Here is a 19402-nt window from a genome sequence, read left to right as displayed (position 1 = left end):
TATCTATCTTTCTTTTATATAATTCAATTATTAGTAGTGAAAGTGTTTACTTTCTTCGATATAAGGATTACGCTTAGCTAATAATGGTGCTTTAGTTAAAGCTGTAAAGACCACAAAAATAAACAATCCTAAGAATAATAACACTGCACTAATTTCTGGTAATCCAATGAACCAAGATTTCCCTACCGTTGCAGGCATGATCATATTGAATACATCAACGTAGTGTCCACATAAAATTACTATACCAGCTGCAATTACAAGCCAATTGATTCTCTTGAAATCACTGTTTATTAATAGTAATAATGGGAATATAAAGTTCATAACTAACATACCAAAGAATGTAATATTATAATCATCAATTCTTGTAATGAAATAAGTTACCTCTTCTGGAATATTAGAATACCATATTAACATAAATTGAGAGAACCATAAGTAAGTCCAGAATACACTAATACCAAACATGAATTTTGCTAAATCATGAATATGACTATCATTAACAAATTCTAAGTATCCTTTAGATTTCAAGTATATAGTGATTAAAGCAATTGTTGTGATACCACTTACAAATAATCCTGCAAACACATACCATCCAAATAATGTACTAAACCAGTGTGGATCAAAACTCATAATCCAATCCCAAGACATCATAGATTCTGTATAAATAAAGAATACTAAGAATGCTGCTGAGAATTTAAAACTCTTTTTGTACCAAGTATCATCTGTTGCTTCGTCTTGCTTTCTAGAAAACTTAACTGCAAAATGACGGTAAGCTAACCAACCAGCTAAATAGATTGCTGCTCTAATAACAAGACCTGTACCATTTAACCATCCTGATTTACCTTGAATCAATTTATCATGAGCAACAACCTCTGGATCTGCCCAAACAAATAAATGGTTGATATGGAACCCAGATAAAGCTAGGATAACGAACATAATAATACCACCTGGTACCATATATGCCGTAATAGCTTCCATTACTCTAAATAATACTGGAGACCAACCTGATTGTGCAGCATATTGAATTGCATAAAAGGCTAGCACTCCTAACGATATCATAAAGAAAAAGAATGCTGCAACATATAATGCTGCCCAAGGTTTATTTTGTAATTGGTGTAATACATGCTCATAATGTGCATCACCACCGTGAGCATCATCTCCATGAGCTTCTGTCTCACCATGACTAGGTGCTGCATGAGCATCTGTTGTAGCTTCACCATGCCCACCACCGTGTGCATCATGCGCTGCCATAATTTCTTTTACATCATCTATAGTACTCGGTGCTTTTAAAAATCCAGCTACTAGACCTACAGCTCCAACTACCATAAGAACGATAGAAAGTAATCTTAGTTTGTTTGATAGCGTATACATATCTATATAATATCGTTATTCTTTACTTTAATTAATACACTCACTAGTGATGTGCTTCTTCTTTGTGGTTTTCTTCTGCATGTCCTTCTGTAGCATGAGCTTCATCATGTACTGCCTCTTCAACAGCTACTACAGGAGCATTACTATCAAGACGTGGTGTACGTCCTTCTAAGTCAGCTTTAAGTTTTTCTACATACTGAACAATTTGCCAACGCTCATGTTCACTAGTTTGAGCTGCATAAGATCCCATCGAGTTAATCCCGTAGTACATTACATGGTAAATACTACCTTCTGTAATCTCTCTTGAATCATAGCTTGGTACTCCTAGTATTTTCTCTCTTTTAACAAGATCACCTTTACCTTTACCTTTTGCTCCGTGACAAATACCACAGTAGATAGTGTAAAGTTCTTTTCCTTTTTCTAAGTTCTCTTCGTTATAAGCCAAAGGATTCTTTAAAGTATCTTTTGCAAGATTATATCCTTCTGTGTTATTTTCAAACTCATAAGGCATCCATCCTCTAGAAATTGTTCCTTCTACTGGTAACATTGCTTCTTGACCACCTTTAAAAACTTTGTGCTCACTATAAGGTTCATACCCATGTGATTCATACATATTAGGGAAGAACTGATAGTTAGGTTTGCGGTCATTTTTACAAGATATAGCACTGATTACTATAATCACTAATGCTAATAATTTTATAGTACTCTTCATGTTACTAATGCTTATCTATTATTTTAATTTCAACAGCTCCTGTATTAGTCAAGAACTCTACTAATTCATCTTCATTATTATGAGAAGCATCAATTTCCATTAAGAAATGATCATCTGTAGTTCTTACATCTGGATTTTCAGCTTCTTTAAATGGCCATAATCTACTTCTCATGTAGAAAGTAATTACCATTAAGTGAGCTGCAAAAAATACAGTAAGCTCAAACATAATTGGTACAAACGATGGCATGTTTTCGATAAAGCTAAAACTAGGTTTACCTCCAATATTCTGTGGCCAATCTTCGATCATAATATGGTTCATCATAGTGATCGCTACAGTTAATCCAATACATCCATAAATAAAAGATGTAATCGCTAAACGTGTATGTGGCAATCCCATTACCTTATCTAATCCGTGTACTGGAAAAGGTGTATAAACCTCTTCTATATGATAATGCTTTTTACGAGTTGCTTTAACGGCGTCCATTAAAACATCATCATCTGTATATAGTGCGTGTATAACTTTTGATGCCATACTAGTTGTTTTTTATAGTTTCGTTAGTACCCTCGTTTGTATGTGTTTCTCTTATGATAACAACTTCTTTCTTCGGAAGTTCGTCTCTGTGATCAATTCCAGCTTCTCTTAATTTCTTGTACTTAGAACCTGAAGATTTCAAGATTGATTTTACCTCTGCCTGTGCAATCACTGGGAATGTACGTGCATATAATAAAAACAATACAAAGAAGAATCCTATTGTACCTACAAAGATACCTATATCTACAAATGTAGGTGAGAACATTGTCCATGAAGATGGTAAATAATCTCTGTGAAGCGAAGTCACAATAATCACAAAACGCTCAAACCACATTCCTATATTTACTACTATAGAGATAAAGAAAGAGAACATGATACTTCTTCTCAATTTAGGGAACCACATAAACTGCGGAGAGAATACGTTACATGTCATCATCGCCCAATATGCCCACCAGTAAGGTCCTGTTGCTCTATTTAAGAATGCATATTGTTCGTACTCAACTCCAGAATACCATGCGATAAATAACTCGGTAATATATGCCACACCAACTATAGAACCTGTAATCATGATTACGATGTTCATTAATTCGATGTGAAGAATTGTAATATAATTTTCTAGGTTAGAAACTTTTCTCATGATAATCAATAGCGTGTTTACCATTGCGAATCCAGAGAAAATTGCTCCTGCAACGAAGTAAGGAGGGAAAATTGTTGTATGCCATCCTGGAATTACAGAAGTTGCGAAGTCAAATGATACAATCGTGTGTACAGAAAGTACAAGTGGAGTTGCTAAACCTGCAAGTACCAATGATACTTCTTCAAAACGTTGCCAATCTTTTGCTCTACCACTCCATCCAAAAGATAAAATACTATAGATTTTTTTATTGAAAGGTGTAATAGCTCTATCACGTAACATAGCGAAATCTGGTAATAAACCTGTCCACCAGAATACTAATGATACAGATAAATAAGTTGAGATCGCAAATACATCCCATAATAAAGGTGAGTTAAAGTTTACCCATAGTGATCCAAACTGGTTTGGTATAGGTAATACCCAATATCCTAACCATGGACGTCCCATGTGAATAATCGGGAAAAGTCCTGCTTGAACTACGGCAAAAATTGTCATTGCCTCTGCAGAACGGTTAATCGCCATTCTCCATTTTTGACGGAATAATAAAAGTACGGCCGAAATCAGTGTTCCTGCGTGACCAATACCTACCCACCAAACGAAGTTGGTGATATCCCAAGACCATCCTACGGTCTTATTTAATCCCCAGGTTCCAATACCTGTTGATATTGTATAAATCATACAACCCAAACCCCAAAGGAAAGCAACAAGGGAAATTGAGAAAACAATCCACCATGATTTATTTGCTTTACCTTCAACTGGTGCTGCTACATCTCTTGTAACATCGTGATATGTTTTATCCCCAGTTACTAAAGGTTTTCTAATAGGTGCTTCGTAATGAGACATAATTCTTTATATTGAATTGATTCTATATTAATTTAAAATTAAGCTTCTGATGTGTTTCTTACCTTAGTTTGATACACTACATTAGGTTTAACCCCAACATGCTCTAATAAATGATAAGCTCTCTTGTCATCTTTCAATGCTGCAATCTCACTATCTTTATCATTTATATCTCCAAAACGCATCGCACCAGAAGAACAAGCTGCAGAACAAGCTGTTTCAAACTCTCCATCTCTGATCTCTCTTCCTTCACGCTTAGCATCAAGAATAGTCTTTTGTGTCATTTGAATACACATAGAGCATTTTTCCATAACCCCTCTAGAACGAACTGTTACATCTGGGTTTAATACCATACGACCTAAATCGTTGTTCATGTGATAATCAAACTCATCATTACCACTATATAAGAACCAGTTAAATCTACGCACTTTATAAGGACAGTTGTTTGCACAATATCTAGTACCTACACAACGGTTATATGCCATGTGGTTTTGTCCTTGTCTACCATGAGAAGTTGCTGCCACTGGACATACAGTTTCACATGGTGCGTGATTACAGTGTTGGCACATTACTGGTTGGAAAGCAACTTGTGGACTATCTGCTGGTTGCTCCATTTCTCCAAATTGAGATAATGAATCACCTAATCCTGACATGTTATCTTTCTTATTGTTATCACCTTCAAAACTATCTTCTGAAGAATAATAACGGTCAATACGTAACCAGTGCATATCTCTTGATCTACGTACTTCTGACTTACCTACAACTGGTACGTTATTTTCTGCATGACAAGCAATCACACAAGCACCACATCCAGTACATGCATTAAGATCAATTGAAAGATTAAAGTGGTGTCCCACACTTCTATCAAATTCATCCCAAAGATCAACTTCTGGAGAAGTTACTTCAAACTCAACATGATCTTTACTTACTTCTGGAACAGCATTCCAAACGTGAACATCTTTTGTATTAAAAATCTCAAGAGATGTTTCTTTGATAATGTCTCCACGTCCCATTAACGTGTTGTGTAACTGTACACAAGCAAATTCATGAGTTCCTTCTGCTTTCTCAATTGTTACTGATTGAACAGCATCTTGATTTGCATATAGAGGATACGCATTAACTCCTACTTGCATTTCTTCTTTTAATGAAGCTGTCTTACCATATCCAAGTGCTAAACCAACAGACCCTTTGGCTTGACCTGGCTGGATTAATGCTGGAACAACAACAGATACTCCATTTACAGTTACTTTTGCATAACTACCATTTAAAGCTCCATTAGCAACATTATAGTTCTCTAATCCTAAAGCTTCTGCATCTGCTCTAGATACAGTTAAATAGTTATCCCAAGAAACTCTTGTGATTGGATCTGGTAACTCTTGTAACCAAGGGTTATTGGCTTGTTGACCATCTCCTAATCCTGTTTTTGTATATAAAGTAAGTTCCATTCCACTTGCTGAAGCACCTGCTAATTTTCTAGCTGAAGCACTTGCATCTACTGTAGATGTACTTACAATTTCTTCTTCTAATTCATCACCTTCTGGAGTTTCTAAAGCCTCTTCTAAAGCAGCTGAAGCTAAAGCTGGTTTTACTAAAACTCCATCATGTAATGCTTGATTCCATGAAGAATCACCTAAGATACCTGTCCAAGCTTCTTTGATATAATCATTATAACTTGAAGTATTTCCTGTCCACATTAATAATGTTTCTTGGAATTGACGTGTATCAAATAATGGTCTAATCGTAGGTTGAATTAAACTGTAACTACCTTTCTTAAGCTCTACATCTCCCCATGCTTCTAAATAATGAGGTGTCGTAGCTATATAGTTACACAATTGTGATGTTTCATCTTCATGCATAGAAAATGCAACAGATAATCCAACTTTCTTTAATCCACTTTCAAATTCTGAAGCATTAGGTAAGCTATATATAGGATTCACTCCTGCTATAAGAAGTGCACCTACTTTACCTGCATTCATATCTTTTACTAATTGAGCTACTGCCTTTGTATTACCTTGACGGATTTTACGAGGTGTACTCTCATTAAAAGCTTTACTTTCTAAAGCTTTGTTTATTGCTAAAACAACTAATTGTGCATCAACATCTGGAATTCCAGAAACAACTACAGCATTCTTTCCTGCCTTATTTAAATGCTTAACTGCTTTAATCACTTCAGCTTCTAAGTTAGCATCTAAGCTACCCTTTGATCCATGACCAGTAACTCCTGCATAAATAGCTGCTAATATTTGTTTTTGTTGAGATGGAGTAGCAGGTACACGCTTATCTGCGTTTGCACCTGTAATAGTCATATTCGCTTCAAATTGAATATGCTTAGACATTTTTCCATTTTTAGGAATACGTCCTTTTGCATATCCTCCGTCATATCCACCACCTTGCCAGTCACCTAAGAAATCAGCTCCAACACCAACAACTACATCTGCATGAGCAAAATCATAATCTGCTAATGCTCTCTCACCGTACATTTGTTGGTATGCATCTAAAGCTTCACTATTAGATACTGCATCATATACAACATGTCTTACATTTCCATATTTTGCTTTAAACTCTTCGATAAGTTTAGAAGTTGAAGGACTTGCAAAAGTTTGTGTTAATAATACAATCTCTTTTCCTCTTATTGCATTTAATTTTGCAGTAACTTCTTTATCTAAAGTTTCCCAGCTAACATCATCACCAGCACCTTTAGGCCCTTTTAAACGTGTATTATCGTATAATGATAATACTGATGCATGAGCTCTTGCATTAGCATCATGACCTGATGTTGATAAATTATTTCTTTCAACTTTGATTGGACGACCTTCACGAGTTTTAATTAATATACTCGCAAAATCAAAACCATCTGCTATAGTTGTTGCATAAAAGTTTGCAACTCCAGGAACGATTTGTTCTGGTTGTACTACGTAAGGAATAGATTTTACAACCGGTCCTTCACAAGCTGCTAATGATGCAGCTGCAGTACTAAATCCTACGTATTTTAAGAAATCACGACGAGTAGTCGATGAATTCTCTAATGATGATTTATTACCTAAAAACTCATCTGTAGGTATTTCTCCTACAAATTCGTTTTGTTGTAGCGTCTCAACAATTGAGCTATTTTCGTTTAGCTCTTCAACACTTTTCCAGTATTTCTTGTTAGATGACATATGATATAAATATTAGCTTCTTAAAGTGATTAATAGTGACATTTACCGCATTCCAGTCCACCCATTTGTGCTGCTGTTAACTTATCAACGCCATACTTCTTAGACAATTCTTTGTGAATTTTCTCGTAGTATTCGTTTCCTTCAACTTTCACATTTGTCTCTCTGTGACAGTTGATACACCATCCCATTGTTAATGGAGCGTGTTGATATACTACTTCCATCTCTTCGATAGGTCCGTGACACTGCTGACACTTTACACCTGCCACACTTACGTGTTGAGAGTGGTTAAAATATGCAAAGTCTGGTAAATTATGGATTCGTACCCACTTAACTGGTTTTGTTTCTCCAGTGTAAGATTGAGACGATGGATCCCATCCTACTGCATTATATAGTTTTTGGATCTCTCCATCATAAAACTCTTTTGAATGATCTGCTGTTGCTGTAGTTTCTGCAACTTCACTAATAGACTTGTGACAGTTCATACATACATTTAACGATGGGATTCCTGAAGTTTTACTTACTCTAGCAGAAGAGTGACAGTACTTACAGTCAATCTTATTATCACCTGCGTGAATTCTGTGTGAGTAATGAATTGGTTGTATTGGTTGGTATCCTTGATCAACACCTACTTGCATTAAATATCCATACGCAAAGTAAGCACTTACAAGTAATAATAATATCGAAGATACAATTACTAAGAATTGGTTATCTACAAAAGCTTTCCATAAAGGTTTGTGTCCTTCTTTATCTTCTGGTAACTCAACTCCGTTTGCTTTTGCTATATTCTTTAATGTCTTATTAACCAATACTAAAATCGAGATTAATAGTAAAAGAATAAAAGCTAAAGCACCTAGTATTAATTCGTTTGAAATTACAGTTCCTTCAACTTGTTGTGCTTGATCTCCTCCTGGTGTTACTCCTGTAGAAGGTGTCGCTTTAGGCTCCATTACATAAGCAATGATATTATCAATATCTGTGTTGCTTAATTGAGGAAAAGCATTCATTGGAGTTTTCTTGTACTCCTCAAAAATAGCTATAGCGTCTGCATCACCTGCATCAATCATAGCTTTACTATTCTTTACCCAAGAGTAAATCCACTCGGTATCACGACGATCTGTCACTCCGAATAGCGCTGGCCCTGTTGACTTTTTATAGCGTTTATGACACGCTGCACACAATGAATTAAACAACTCCTTACCTTTTGCCGCATCTCCTGCTGGGGCATCTTGTGCCACTGCTGGCATAGAAAACGTTAACAAAAAGGCTATCCCTAAGATCAGGATTCTGGAGACTGAATTACGGTTTTTAACCTGTTCCATATTATTAAGTAGAATTATCGTCTGTTTTTTTGGCATGATCTTTTCATTACAACGTTTGCATAAAAATCCAATGCCGTTTAATTCGTGCACAAAAGTAGCATATTAAGTCGATTTTAGAAATGTTAACGAACCGTTAGCTATTAATTTATAATTGTTCTAAATAATATTTTTTAAGGTTATTGTGTTATTATACTATACATTTGCATCAAATTCATTTGAAATGAGAATCTTATCAAAAAAAGACACTTTAATTACATCGTTATTTCTAATTTCTTGTGGCTTATTTTCTTACGCTCAAGATACTATAGTTTCTAATCCGGAAAACGTAAGTACAACTCCGCCTTTTTATCAACAAAATACAGCTCCCATTACTCCTACAGTCACTGTAAAAGAAGATCCAAAAATTAAGCAAATCCTGAATTTAAAGAATAAAATGAGCTTAAAAGGAGAATTTAATGATCGCTATAAAATTCAATTAGCTTATGGAAATCTAAAAGAGGCAAACGAAATATTAAAAGCTTATAAAGAATCTTTTGAAGAATGGGAAGGTAGTATTGTATATCAAACTCCTAATTATAAAATATGGGTAGGCAATTTTAGAAATCAATTAGAAGCTGATCGCGCCTTACTCAAGATCAAAGAGAAATTCCCAGATGCTTTTGCTTTAAAACCTAAAGCTTCTGATACCAAATAAATGGTTTAAAAAAATACTATAAAAAAGGCTTACAATCGTTGTAGGCCTTTTTTATATACGATTATATTCAATTTGGTTTTAATCCAAAATACCCTATCTTAAAATGTCTTAAATTATAGGATAAATATCATTTTAAATAACTCATAAAATAATAGCTATCTGAATTAAAAAAGAAAGCCTCATCATATGATGAGGCTTTTTGATATATTGAATATAAGTTTATTTCAATTTCTTCTTAACAGCTACTTCTTGATAAGCTTCTACTACATCATTAATTCTAATGTCGTTGTAGTTCTTAATTTGAAGTCCACAATCGTATCCTTTACTAACTTCTTTAACATCGTCTTTGAAACGTTTTAACGAAGCTAATTCTCCAGTGTAAACTACAACACCTTCTCTAATAATACGAACTCCAGAGTTTCTGTAAATCTTACCAGTTTGAACCATACATCCAGCAATAGTTCCGATCTTAGAAATCTTGAATGTCTCTCTGATCTCTGCTGTACCTGTAATTTCTTCTTTCATTACTGGTGACAACATTCCTTCCATTGCATCTTTAAGATCATTTATTGCATCATAGATGATCGAGTATGTTCTGATATCGATTTCTTCTTTATCGGCAACCATACGAGCATTTCCTGCTGGTCTAACGTTAAATCCGATAATAATCGCATCTGATGCCGAAGCTAATAACACATCACTTTCTGTAATAGCTCCTACTGCTTTATGGATAATATTTACATGAATTTCTTCTGTAGATAACTTCTGGAATGAATCTGTTAATGCTTCTACCGATCCATCAACATCTCCCTTAAGAATAATATTCAATTCTTTAAAGTCTCCAAGAGCGATACGACGTCCAATTTCATCTAATGTAATATGACGCTGAGTACGCACAGATTGTTCTCTATGTAATTGAGCACGTTTTGATGCAATATCTTTTGCTTCACGCTCATCTATCATCACATTAAATTTATCACCTGCTTGTGGTGCTCCATCTAATCCTAAGATAGAAACTGGTGTAGATGGTCCCACCTCTTTGATAGATTTACCACGCTCGTCATGCATAGCTTTAACCTTACCACTATTTTTACCAGCTAAAACATAATCTCCAATTTTAAGTGTACCTGCTTGTACTAAAACTGTAGATACATATCCACGTCCTTTATCTAAGAATGCTTCTACTACTGTTCCAGATGCTACTTTATTAGGGTTCGCTGTTAATTCTAAAATTTCAGCTTCTAATAATACTTTTTCTAAAAGTTCGTTAACTCCTAAACCTGTTTTTGCAGAGATATCATGAGATTGGATTTTCCCTCCCCATTCTTCTACTAACAAGTTCATTGCTGCTAACTTAGTTTTTATATTATCTGGGTTAGCTGTAGGCTTATCAACTTTGTTTATTGCAAACACAATTGGTACACCTGCTGCTTGTGCGTGAGATATTGCTTCTTTTGTTTGAGGCATGATATCATCATCGGCAGCAATCACAATAATAGCAATATCTGTTACTTGAGCTCCACGAGCACGCATTGCTGTAAAGGCCTCGTGACCTGGTGTATCTAAGAATGCAATTTTTTGTCCGCTTTCTAATTCAACTCCATAAGCACCAATATGCTGTGTGATACCTCCACTTTCTCCTGCAATTACATTTTCTTTACGGATGTAATCTAATAAGGAAGTTTTACCGTGATCAACGTGTCCCATTACTGTTACTATAGGTGCACGAGTTACTAAATCTTCTGGCTTATCTGCTACTTCTTCAATAGCTTCTTCGATATCTGCAGTTACAAAATCTACTTCGTATCCAAATTCTTCAGCAACTATTGATAAGGTTTCGGCATCAAGACGTTGATTCATAGTAACCATCATTCCTAATGACATACAAGCAGAAATGACTTTGGTTACTGGCACATCCATCATCGTAGCAACCTCACTAGCAGTAACAAATTCTGTTACTTTTAATGTTTTGCTTTCTGCTGCTTGTTGTGCTAATTCTTCTTCAGTTTTTTGACGGTGCGTATCACGCTTATCTCTACGGTACTTAGCTCCTTTACCTTTAGATTTACCTTGCAGCTTTTCTAAAGTTTCACGGATTTGCTTTTGTACTTCTGCTTCAGATGGTTCTTCTTTAACAATAGGTTTACGACCTCTGTTATTTTGATTACCTCTTCTGTTATTGTTGTTATTATTGCGGCCTCTATTTCCTCCACCTTGACGGTTTTGGTTATTATTTCCTCCTTGAGAGTTGTTATTATTACCTTGACCTTGCTTATTAATTCTTCTGCGCTTTTTCTTTTGCGCATCATTTTTAGCCTTATTATCAGATGATTTATCATCTTTTTTCTTCGCTGGTTTTTTAAATTGAGTTAAATCAATTTTTTGTCCAGTAAAGTTAGGCCCATCAAGTTTCTTATACTGTGTCTTCACTTTTTCAGACTCAGCCGGTATAATATTTTCTTTAGGCTCTTCTTTTTTCTTTTGAGTAGCTTGAGCACGTTCTGCGCGTTCTGCCTTCTTTTGCTCTAGTTCTATTGGAGCTGGCTTCATAATTTTTATTTCACGCTTTTGAGGGCGATTAGAAACTACTTCTGGCTTCTTTTTTTCCTCTACTTTAGGTGTTTCAGGCTTTTTAACTACTTCTTTCTTTTCTTCGGCAGCTGGAGCTTGAGCTGGTGTTTCAGGCTTTGGAGTAGTTTTTTCTTTTTTCTCTTCGGGCTGTTGAGGAGAAGTTGCATTTTTAGCTTTATCGAGATCAATTTTACCTACTTGCTTAGGCCCTTTTATTTGCGCCTTAGCTTTTACAACATCACGCGCTTCTTCTGCACGCTTACGTTTTTCTTCTTGCTCACTTTCTAATTGAACGCGTATAGCTTCTTTTTCCTTTTTCTTTTCTTCACTTACTTCTTTAGAAGCCACCTTCTTACTCTTGTCTGCTTGAAACTCATCAAACAAAAGTTTATACACTTCAGAAGAAATTTTTGTAGTAGGACGCGCATCTATCTCGTGACCTTTTGAACTTAAGAAGTCCACAGCCCGATCTAGCGAGATATTGAATTCGCGTAATACCTTATTTAATCTCATTGTTTTTGTATCAGCCATAAATGCCTTTTAAATTTTGCTGCAAATATAAATTAATTGTGCTTACTAATCCTCAAATTCTGATTTTAATATACGCACTACTTCATTTATTGTTTCTTCTTCTAAGTCGGTACGCTTCACCAAATCTTTTGGATCATGCTCTAAAATACTCTTTGCAGTATCTAATCCGATCTTAGCAAATTCTTCTATTATCCAAGAATCTATCTCGTCTGAGAACTCTGTTAACTCTACATCTTCTTCTACTCCTTCTCTGTAAACATCGATCTCATAACCTGTTAATTGTCCTGCTAATCTAATGTTATATCCTCCTCTACCAATAGCTTTGGATACTTCTTCTGGTCTTAAGATTACCTGAGCTCTTTTATTCTCTTCATCTAATTTAACCGAAGTTACTTTTGCTGGACTCAATGCTCTTGTTATGTATAACTGAACATTGTTTGTATAATTGATTACATCAATATTCTCATTTCCTAATTCTCTAACTATTCCGTGAATACGAGAACCTTTCATCCCTACACATGCTCCTACTGGATCAATTCTATCATCATAAGAATCTACAGCTACCTTAGCTTTCTCACCTGGGATTCTTACTACTTTCTTTATTGTTATTAAACCATCAAATACTTCTGGTATTTCTGATTCAAATAATTTTTCTAAGAATAGAGGTGACGTACGAGACATAATAATAGAAGGTTTATTACCTTTTAATTCTACTGCTTCTATCACTCCTCTTACATTTTCTCCTTTACGGAAAAAGTCTGCTGGAATTTGTTTATCCTTTGGCAATACTACCTCATTACCTTCGTCATCTAATAAAATTACAGCTCTATGTCTTATATGATGTACTTCTGCAGTATAAATATCTCCTTCAAGTTCTTTAAATTGCTTATAGATATTTGTATTATCATGCTCATGAATTTTAGCTATCAAGTTCTGACGTAATGCTAAAATTGATCTTCTTCCTAAATCTATAAGTTTTACTTCTTCAGAAACATCCTCACCTACTTCAAAATCCGGCTCTATCTTTCTCGCTTCTGCTAAAGAAATCTCTTGATTACTATCTTCTACTTCTCCATCAGCAACCACCACACGGTTTCTCCAAATCTCTAAATCTCCTTTGTCAGGGTTTATAATAATATCGAAATTATCATCATCACCAAATTTTTTCTTTAGTGCACTTCTAAATACATCTTCCAAGATCGCCATCAGCGTCACACGATCTATTAATTTATCATCTTTAAACTCTGAAAAAGAGTCTATTAATGCGATATTTTCCATATCCGATTTTATTAAAATGTTATCACCACTTTAGCTTTTACTATATCTGCATAAGCTATAGATGCTCTTTTGGTTACTGTTACCTTTCCTTTTCCTATAGGTTTTGGCTCTCTAGCTTTCCACTCAAGAGTAATTTGTTCATCGGTTGTTTCTATAAGTTCACCTTTGATTTTCTCTTCTTGAGTTTGTACTTCAAGTGTTCTACCTACATTCTTTTTATATTGTCTTAAATGAACCAATCCTTCTGTAATCCCCGCCGACATCACATCTAAAGAAAAATCTTCTTCTTCTCTATCAAGATTATGTTCTATTGCACGACTTATAGCGATACAATTATCAACTGTAACACCATTATCTCCATCAATTATTACTTGAATTTTATTTCCATTCAATATTTTAAAATCAATAAGAAATAATGATTCATTTTCCTCTAATGCTGTCTCTAGCAAATTTAAGGCCTTATCTTTTAACGACATAAATCAAACAGATAAAAAAGAGGGGACTTTATCGTCCCCTCAACAATTTTTTCATTTTCTGGTGCAAAGATAGCAATAATATCTTATATAAAAAACCCTGAATAGATCAAAAATTATTTGTATTTTTATTAAGTCTATATATTTAACACATTTATAAGACCTAAATTAACCTTAATTCAATTCCATCTTCCCCCATAGATAAAGGTTAATGAAAGAGCAATAGCTGCATGCCCTATTATTAAAAGTTTGATAGATACTAACCCAAATGACATAAACCATATTTCATGAAACATATATTAGTTCCTACAGATTTCTCAAAGCAAGCAGATAGCGCATTAAAAGTGGCTGTTCAAATGGCTAAAAAGCACAATAGCAAGATTTTTCTACTACACATATTAGAATTACCTGTGCATTTAACCGACTTGATGTCAAGTGGTACTACTGCTCCTGCTCCAGAAGCTATTTTTTTAATGAAGCATACACATAATAAGTTTGAAAAGTTAATGCAACAAGATTTTCTTCAAAATATAGATTTAGAAGAAATTGTAAGTTTTAGCGATATTAGAAGTGGTATTACAGAAAATATCAAAAAACATGATATAGATATTATTATCATGGGATCTCATGGATCTGAAGGACTTGAAGAAATCTTTATTGGTTCTAATGCAGAAAAAATTGTGAGAACCTCAGATAAACCTGTATTAGTAATTAAAGAAGATCGTGATATTTTTAGTATTTCTGATTTTGTATATGCTACAAATTTTGATGATGAAGATAAAACCAATATTAAAGCCGCACACGCTTTTGCTCAAGAGATAGATGCAAAATTACATTTACTGTGGATCAATACTCCTAATAATTTTAAAACCACCGCTACTACTGAAGAAAAAATGAATCTTTTTATGGCAGATGTTGGCATTGAAAATTATTCTTTGAATATCTATAATGATCTTACCGTTGAAAAAGGGATCTTAAATTTCTCAAAAAATATTAATGCTGGTTTAATCGGAATAAGTACTCATGGTAGAAAAGGTATTTCTCACTTTATTAATGGTAGCTTAAGCGAAGATCTTGTTAATCATGCTAAACGACCTGTGATAACTTTTAAAATCTAACATTATATAACAATTAGATATAAAAAAAGCTGATTCAAATTGAATCAGCTTTTTTGTTGGTCTACTAGGGCTCGAACCTAGACTCTTCTGGACCAAAACCAGACGTGTTGCCAGTTACACCATAGACCATTGCAAATTGTATTTTATAAGAACCAACTAAACATTGATTTTTGTTGGTCTACTAGGGCTCGAACCTAGACTCTTCTGGACCAAAACCAGACGTGTTGCCAGTTACACCATAGACCATTACAAATTGTATTTTATAAGAACCAACTAAACATTGATTTTTGTTGGTCTACTAGGGCTCGAACCTAGACTCTTCTGGACCAAAACCAGACGTGTTGCCAGTTACACCATAGACCATTGCAAATTGTATTTTATAAGAACCAACTAAACATTGATTTTTGTTGGTCTACTAGGGCTCGAACCTAGACTCTTCTGGACCAAAACCAGACGTGTTGCCAGTTACACCATAGACCATTGCAAATTGTATTTTATAAGAACCAACTAAACATTGATTTTTGTTGGTCTACTAGGGCTCGAACCTAGACTCTTCTGGACCAAAACCAGACGTGTTGCCAGTTACACCATAGACCATTACAGTTTGCGGGTGCAAATATACAGCATAACTTCAATTCGACAAAACTTTTTTATATTTTTTTTAAGTTTCCTTTGACAAACAATCTTAATTTAATCACTATCAATATCTTTTAATCCTTTTACCTTAATTTATCATAGCACTGCTTTATCTGTCATGATTGCAACAAAATGATAAAAAGACAGTTTTAATGTTGAATTTATATGGTGTCAACTACTTTAATTATTAAATTCGCCAGATACTTTATTTTATAGCATAGTACTTATGAATAATTTTAATTTCTCTAAGTGGAATAAAATTTTAGGTTGGGTTGTCTTTGGTATAGCTCTTACTGTATACGGTCTTACTGTCGAACCAACCGCTAGTTTTTGGGATGCAGGTGAATATATTTCAACTTCTTCAAAACTTCAAGTTGGTCACCCTCCTGGAGCACCCTTGTTTCAAATGATAGGTGCATTTGCATCTATTTTTGCATCAGATCCAACTCAAATAGCTTTAATGGTTAATTTAACATCTGCATTTGCAAGTGCATTGGCTATTATGTTTATGTTCTGGTCAATTACAATTTTGGTTCGTAAACTTATCGCTATAGATGAAGAACTAACTAAAAGTAAAGCCATTGCTGTATTAGGTAGTGGACTCGTTGGTTCTTTAGCCTTTACTTTTACAGATAGTTTCTGGTTTAATGCTGTAGAGGCCGAAGTTTATGCTATGGCAATTTGCATTATGTCAGTCTTATTCTATTTAGGATTACGATGGGAACAAGATATGCACTCCCCTAGAGGAAATCGCTGGGTAATTTTAATCGCTTTTATTGTAGGACTCTCTTTTGGTGTTCACTTTATGGGATTACTTACTATTCCAGCAATAGGGTTATTGTACTATTTCAAAAATTATCAAAAGATTACCATTAAGAATTTCATTGTAGCCAATGTTGTAGTAGTTTTTATACTGTTATTCATTTTCAAATTTTTACTTCCTAATACACTAAAACTTTTTGGTGCTACAGAAGTATTCTTTGTTAATGTACTAAGCTTACCTTTTAATTCGGGTACTATTTTCTTAGCCTTGGCTATTGCTGTAGGTTTTTTCTATGGAATCAAATATACTCGCAAAAAGAACTTTCCATTAATAAATACATTATTACTTTGCGTTTTATTTATTTTTATAGGTTTCTCTAGTTGGGTAATGTTACCTATACGTGCAAATGCAGGAACTGTTGTTAACGAAAACAGTCCAAAAAGTGCACGAGAATTACTTGCATATTATAACCTAGAACAATATCCAGAAACGCATTTATTTTATGGACCTCAATTCACAGAAATTTATGGCGGTTTAGATATTAACAATCCATATATAGATGATAAACCTAAATATGAAAAAGATCTTAAAACTGGTAAATATGTTATTGTAAACGAATGGAAAAACGCTAAACAAAATACATCTCCAGATCATAAAGGTTTTTTACCTAGAATGTGGAGTCTAGAACATATAGAGAATTATATGAATTTTACTGGGCCCGTTAAGTTCACAGTAAAACCGGAATATCAAGGTGAGAAAGAATTACTACAAACGATAACCGAATTTAGAAGAGAATATGCAAAAGGGAACTTAGATAATGCAGATTATGATAAGTTTTTACGTTCGATAAAAGATTATGTTAATGTAGAAAGGCCTTCCTTTATTGATAATATGAAGTATTTCTTTGTGTATCAAATTGGCTATATGTACTGGCGTTATTTTATGTGGAATTTCGTTGGAAGACAAGATGACAACCAAGGTAAAATGACTGATCTTGAAGGAAATTGGTTAAGTGGTATTGATCTAGTTGATGAAATGCGATTAGGATCACAACAAAACTTAACTTCTGACGCATTAAATAATAGGGCTCGTAATACTTATTACTTCTTACCTCTTATTTTAGGATTATTAGGTTTTGTATTTCAATTACAACGAGATAAGAAAAACTTTTGGATACTTTTAGTTTTCTTTGTTTTTACTGGATTAGCGTTAAAATTATATTTAAATGAACGTCCATTTGAACCTAGGGAAAGAGATTATGCTTTAGTTGGATCATTCTATGCTTTCTCCATTTGGATAGGATTTGGTGTATATGCCTTATTTGATCTTTTAAAAAGTAAGCTGCAACCCAAGATTGTTGCTCCAGCTATCACAGCTATATGTATGCTTGCCGTTCCTGTAGTTTTGGCTGCTCAAAACTGGGATGATCATGATCGTTCAAATCGTTACACAGCACAAGCAATGGCAAAAATGTATTTACAATCTTGCCAAAAGAACGCTATACTATTTACCATAGGTGATAATGATACCTTTGCCTTATGGTATGCACAAGATATAGAAGAATATCGTACTGATGTAAGAACTATAAACACTAGTCTCTTTGCTACAGATTGGTATATAGATCAAATGAAAAAAGCTGCTTATGATAGTAAGCCTATTCCATCTCAATTAACTCATGATTTTTATAAATGGGGTAATAATGATGCTATATATTATCAAGGAGTAACTCAAGACACTATTCCTATTAAAGATTGGATGAATTGGATAGAAAGTAATGATCCTAGAACCAAAGGAGAATTACAAAATGGTAGTAAAGTGAATACATTCCCTACCAAACATATTCGCATCCCTGTTGATAAAGAAGCTGTATTGAAAAACGGAATTGTAAAGCCTGAAGATGCTCATTTAATCGTTCCTTATATTGATATTCACCTAAAAGGAGATATTCTATTTAAGAATCGTTTACTAATGCTTGATATTATTGCTAACAATAACTGGGAACGTCCTATCTATTTTACAGGAGGTAGTTTTGGAGATGATGATTATTTATGGATGAAAGATTATCTACAATTAGATGGTGTTACCTATAAACTTGTCCCTATTCGTACAAAAATCAATCCACGTAATCCTTATGATATGGGACGTATCGATTCTGATTTAATGTACAAAAATGTAATGAGTTGGGATTGGGGTAATAGTAATGATCCTAATATCTATCACGATCCAGAAACACGAAGAAATTCTATTACTTACAGAGGAAACTTAGCTCGCCTTGTAGAAACACTCATCAATGAAGATAAAAAAGATAAGGCCAAAGAAGTTATGGATCTTGCTATGGATAAAATGCCTATCGAGTACTACGAATATTATACTTTACTTGAACCTTATGTTTCTGGTTATTATGAAATAGGAGAAAAAGAAAAGGCTCGTGAATTATGGAATAAAATTGCAAAGAAATATCAAGAGCAACTTACTTACTACAGTAGCCTGACACTAACACATCAATATGAACTTGCTCAAGAAATAATTACAAGTGTTGAACACTATAGAGGTGTGGTTGATTTATTATTATTAAATAGAGATCAAGACATAATTGAAGAAAAAGTAGATGAATTTAATCGTTATTTAAAACTCTTCTCTCATTTCTATAGAGATGATGAGATTTATGAAGACGAAGATCTGACAAGAAAAACCGAAGAAGACTTACTCAAAGAGTTGAGTGAAAAACCTGAGGCCGAAGTCAAATTAGATACGATTGACTCCATTTCAAAATAA

General features: G+C 34.2%; 12 protein-coding genes and 5 tRNA genes. 3 read left to right on the top strand and 14 right to left on the bottom strand.

The annotated features are described in order from the left end of the window. Nucleotides 1–30: 30 nt before the first annotated feature. The 6 genes from ACYEKI_RS11285 to ACYEKI_RS11260 are packed head-to-tail and all read right to left on the bottom strand — an operon-like array spanning nt 31 to nt 8563. Entirely contained in the window at nt 31–1368 is a 1338-nt protein-coding gene (locus ACYEKI_RS11285) for a quinol:cytochrome C oxidoreductase (protein ID WP_459211293.1), read from the bottom strand. 43 nt (nt 1369–1411) lie between these two features. Further along, the gene (locus ACYEKI_RS11280) at nt 1412–2080 is read right to left on the bottom strand and encodes a c-type cytochrome (protein WP_459211292.1); all 669 of its coding nucleotides are present in this window, start codon (nt 2078–2080) and stop codon (nt 1412–1414) included. A 4-nt stretch (nt 2081–2084) separates the two neighbouring features. Continuing rightward, the gene (locus ACYEKI_RS11275; RefSeq protein ID WP_459211291.1) at nt 2085–2612 is read right to left on the bottom strand and encodes a DUF3341 domain-containing protein; all 528 of its coding nucleotides are present in this window, start codon (nt 2610–2612) and stop codon (nt 2085–2087) included. Nucleotide 2613: 1 nt separating this feature from the next. Further along, a complete protein-coding gene (gene nrfD, locus ACYEKI_RS11270) occupies nt 2614–4089 on the bottom strand; it encodes an NrfD/PsrC family molybdoenzyme membrane anchor subunit (RefSeq protein WP_459211290.1) in 1476 nt (491 codons plus the stop codon). Nucleotides 4090–4127: 38 nt separating this feature from the next. Then, nucleotides 4128–7244, bottom strand: coding sequence for a TAT-variant-translocated molybdopterin oxidoreductase (locus ACYEKI_RS11265; protein WP_459211289.1), 3117 nt, complete (start codon nt 7242–7244; stop codon nt 4128–4130). A gap of 29 nt (nt 7245–7273) precedes the next feature. Further along, nucleotides 7274–8563: a c-type cytochrome gene (locus ACYEKI_RS11260; RefSeq protein WP_459211409.1), complete on the bottom strand. Its 1290-nt coding sequence runs from the start codon at nt 8561–8563 to the stop codon at nt 7274–7276. A gap of 220 nt (nt 8564–8783) precedes the next feature. Here ACYEKI_RS11260 and ACYEKI_RS11255 point away from each other — a divergent pair, with 220 nt between their 5' ends. Further along, nucleotides 8784–9257, top strand: coding sequence for an SPOR domain-containing protein (locus tag ACYEKI_RS11255; protein ID WP_459211288.1), 474 nt, complete (start codon nt 8784–8786; stop codon nt 9255–9257). A 219-nt stretch (nt 9258–9476) separates the two neighbouring features. Here ACYEKI_RS11255 and infB read toward each other — a convergent pair whose 3' ends face one another. The 3 genes from infB to rimP are packed head-to-tail and all read right to left on the bottom strand — an operon-like array spanning nt 9477 to nt 14113. Continuing rightward, the gene (gene infB, locus ACYEKI_RS11250; RefSeq protein WP_459211287.1) at nt 9477–12359 is read right to left on the bottom strand and encodes a translation initiation factor IF-2; all 2883 of its coding nucleotides are present in this window, start codon (nt 12357–12359) and stop codon (nt 9477–9479) included. 45 nt (nt 12360–12404) lie between these two features. Then, nucleotides 12405–13637 carry a transcription termination factor NusA gene (gene nusA, locus ACYEKI_RS11245; protein WP_459211286.1) on the bottom strand — a complete coding sequence of 411 codons (1233 nt, stop codon included), beginning with the start codon at nt 13635–13637 and terminating at the stop codon, nt 12405–12407. Between the two features lie 11 nt (nt 13638–13648). Then, a complete protein-coding gene (gene rimP / locus ACYEKI_RS11240; RefSeq protein WP_459211285.1) occupies nt 13649–14113 on the bottom strand; it encodes a ribosome assembly cofactor RimP in 465 nt (154 codons plus the stop codon). Nucleotides 14114–14397: 284 nt separating this feature from the next. On the opposite strand from rimP, the gene ACYEKI_RS11235 reads away from it, so the two are divergent. Next, the gene (locus ACYEKI_RS11235) at nt 14398–15228 is read left to right on the top strand and encodes a universal stress protein (RefSeq protein ID WP_459211284.1); all 831 of its coding nucleotides are present in this window, start codon (nt 14398–14400) and stop codon (nt 15226–15228) included. Nucleotides 15229–15284: 56 nt separating this feature from the next. On the opposite strand, the gene ACYEKI_RS11230 is transcribed toward ACYEKI_RS11235, so the two are convergent. From ACYEKI_RS11230 to ACYEKI_RS11210, 5 genes are all read right to left on the bottom strand, one after another. Next, a tRNA-Gln gene (locus ACYEKI_RS11230) sits at nt 15285–15357 on the bottom strand. Nucleotides 15358–15401: 44 nt separating this feature from the next. Continuing rightward, nucleotides 15402–15474 (bottom strand) — tRNA-Gln (locus ACYEKI_RS11225). Nucleotides 15475–15518: 44 nt separating this feature from the next. Then, nucleotides 15519–15591: transfer RNA gene (locus ACYEKI_RS11220), tRNA-Gln, on the bottom strand. A 44-nt stretch (nt 15592–15635) separates the two neighbouring features. After that, nucleotides 15636–15708, bottom strand: a tRNA-Gln gene (locus ACYEKI_RS11215). Between the two features lie 44 nt (nt 15709–15752). Then, a tRNA-Gln gene (locus ACYEKI_RS11210) sits at nt 15753–15825 on the bottom strand. A gap of 265 nt (nt 15826–16090) precedes the next feature. Here ACYEKI_RS11210 and ACYEKI_RS11205 point away from each other — a divergent pair. Beyond that, nucleotides 16091–19402 (top strand): protein O-mannosyl-transferase family, encoded by a 3312-nt coding sequence (locus ACYEKI_RS11205; RefSeq protein ID WP_459211283.1) that lies wholly within the window; start codon nt 16091–16093, stop codon nt 19400–19402.

It is taken from the genome of Aquimarina rhabdastrellae (assembly GCA_947387485.1).
GTDB lineage: Bacteria > Bacteroidota > Bacteroidia > Flavobacteriales > Flavobacteriaceae > Aquimarina.
The sequence above is the reverse complement of the archived record's forward strand: the minus strand, read 5'-3'. Positions and strand labels throughout refer to the sequence as shown.

Coding starts and splice junctions, on each gene's coding strand:
- ACYEKI_RS11285 (WP_459211293.1), bottom strand. CDS start 1,368: ATGTATACGCTATCAAACAAACTAAGATTACTTTCTATCGTTCTTATG.
- ACYEKI_RS11280 (WP_459211292.1), bottom strand. CDS start 2,080: ATGAAGAGTACTATAAAATTATTAGCATTAGTGATTATAGTAATCAGT.
- ACYEKI_RS11275 (WP_459211291.1), bottom strand. CDS start 2,612: ATGGCATCAAAAGTTATACACGCACTATATACAGATGATGATGTTTTA.
- nrfD (WP_459211290.1), bottom strand. CDS start 4,089: ATGTCTCATTACGAAGCACCTATTAGAAAACCTTTAGTAACTGGGGAT.
- ACYEKI_RS11265 (WP_459211289.1), bottom strand. CDS start 7,244: ATGTCATCTAACAAGAAATACTGGAAAAGTGTTGAAGAGCTAAACGAA.
- ACYEKI_RS11260 (WP_459211409.1), bottom strand. CDS start 8,563: ATGGAACAGGTTAAAAACCGTAATTCAGTCTCCAGAATCCTGATCTTA.
- ACYEKI_RS11255 (WP_459211288.1), top strand. CDS start 8,784: ATGAGAATCTTATCAAAAAAAGACACTTTAATTACATCGTTATTTCTA.
- infB (WP_459211287.1), bottom strand. CDS start 12,359: ATGGCTGATACAAAAACAATGAGATTAAATAAGGTATTACGCGAATTC.
- nusA (WP_459211286.1), bottom strand. CDS start 13,637: ATGGAAAATATCGCATTAATAGACTCTTTTTCAGAGTTTAAAGATGAT.
- rimP (WP_459211285.1), bottom strand. CDS start 14,113: ATGTCGTTAAAAGATAAGGCCTTAAATTTGCTAGAGACAGCATTAGAG.
- ACYEKI_RS11235 (WP_459211284.1), top strand. CDS start 14,398: ATGAAACATATATTAGTTCCTACAGATTTCTCAAAGCAAGCAGATAGC.
- ACYEKI_RS11205 (WP_459211283.1), top strand. CDS start 16,091: ATGAATAATTTTAATTTCTCTAAGTGGAATAAAATTTTAGGTTGGGTT.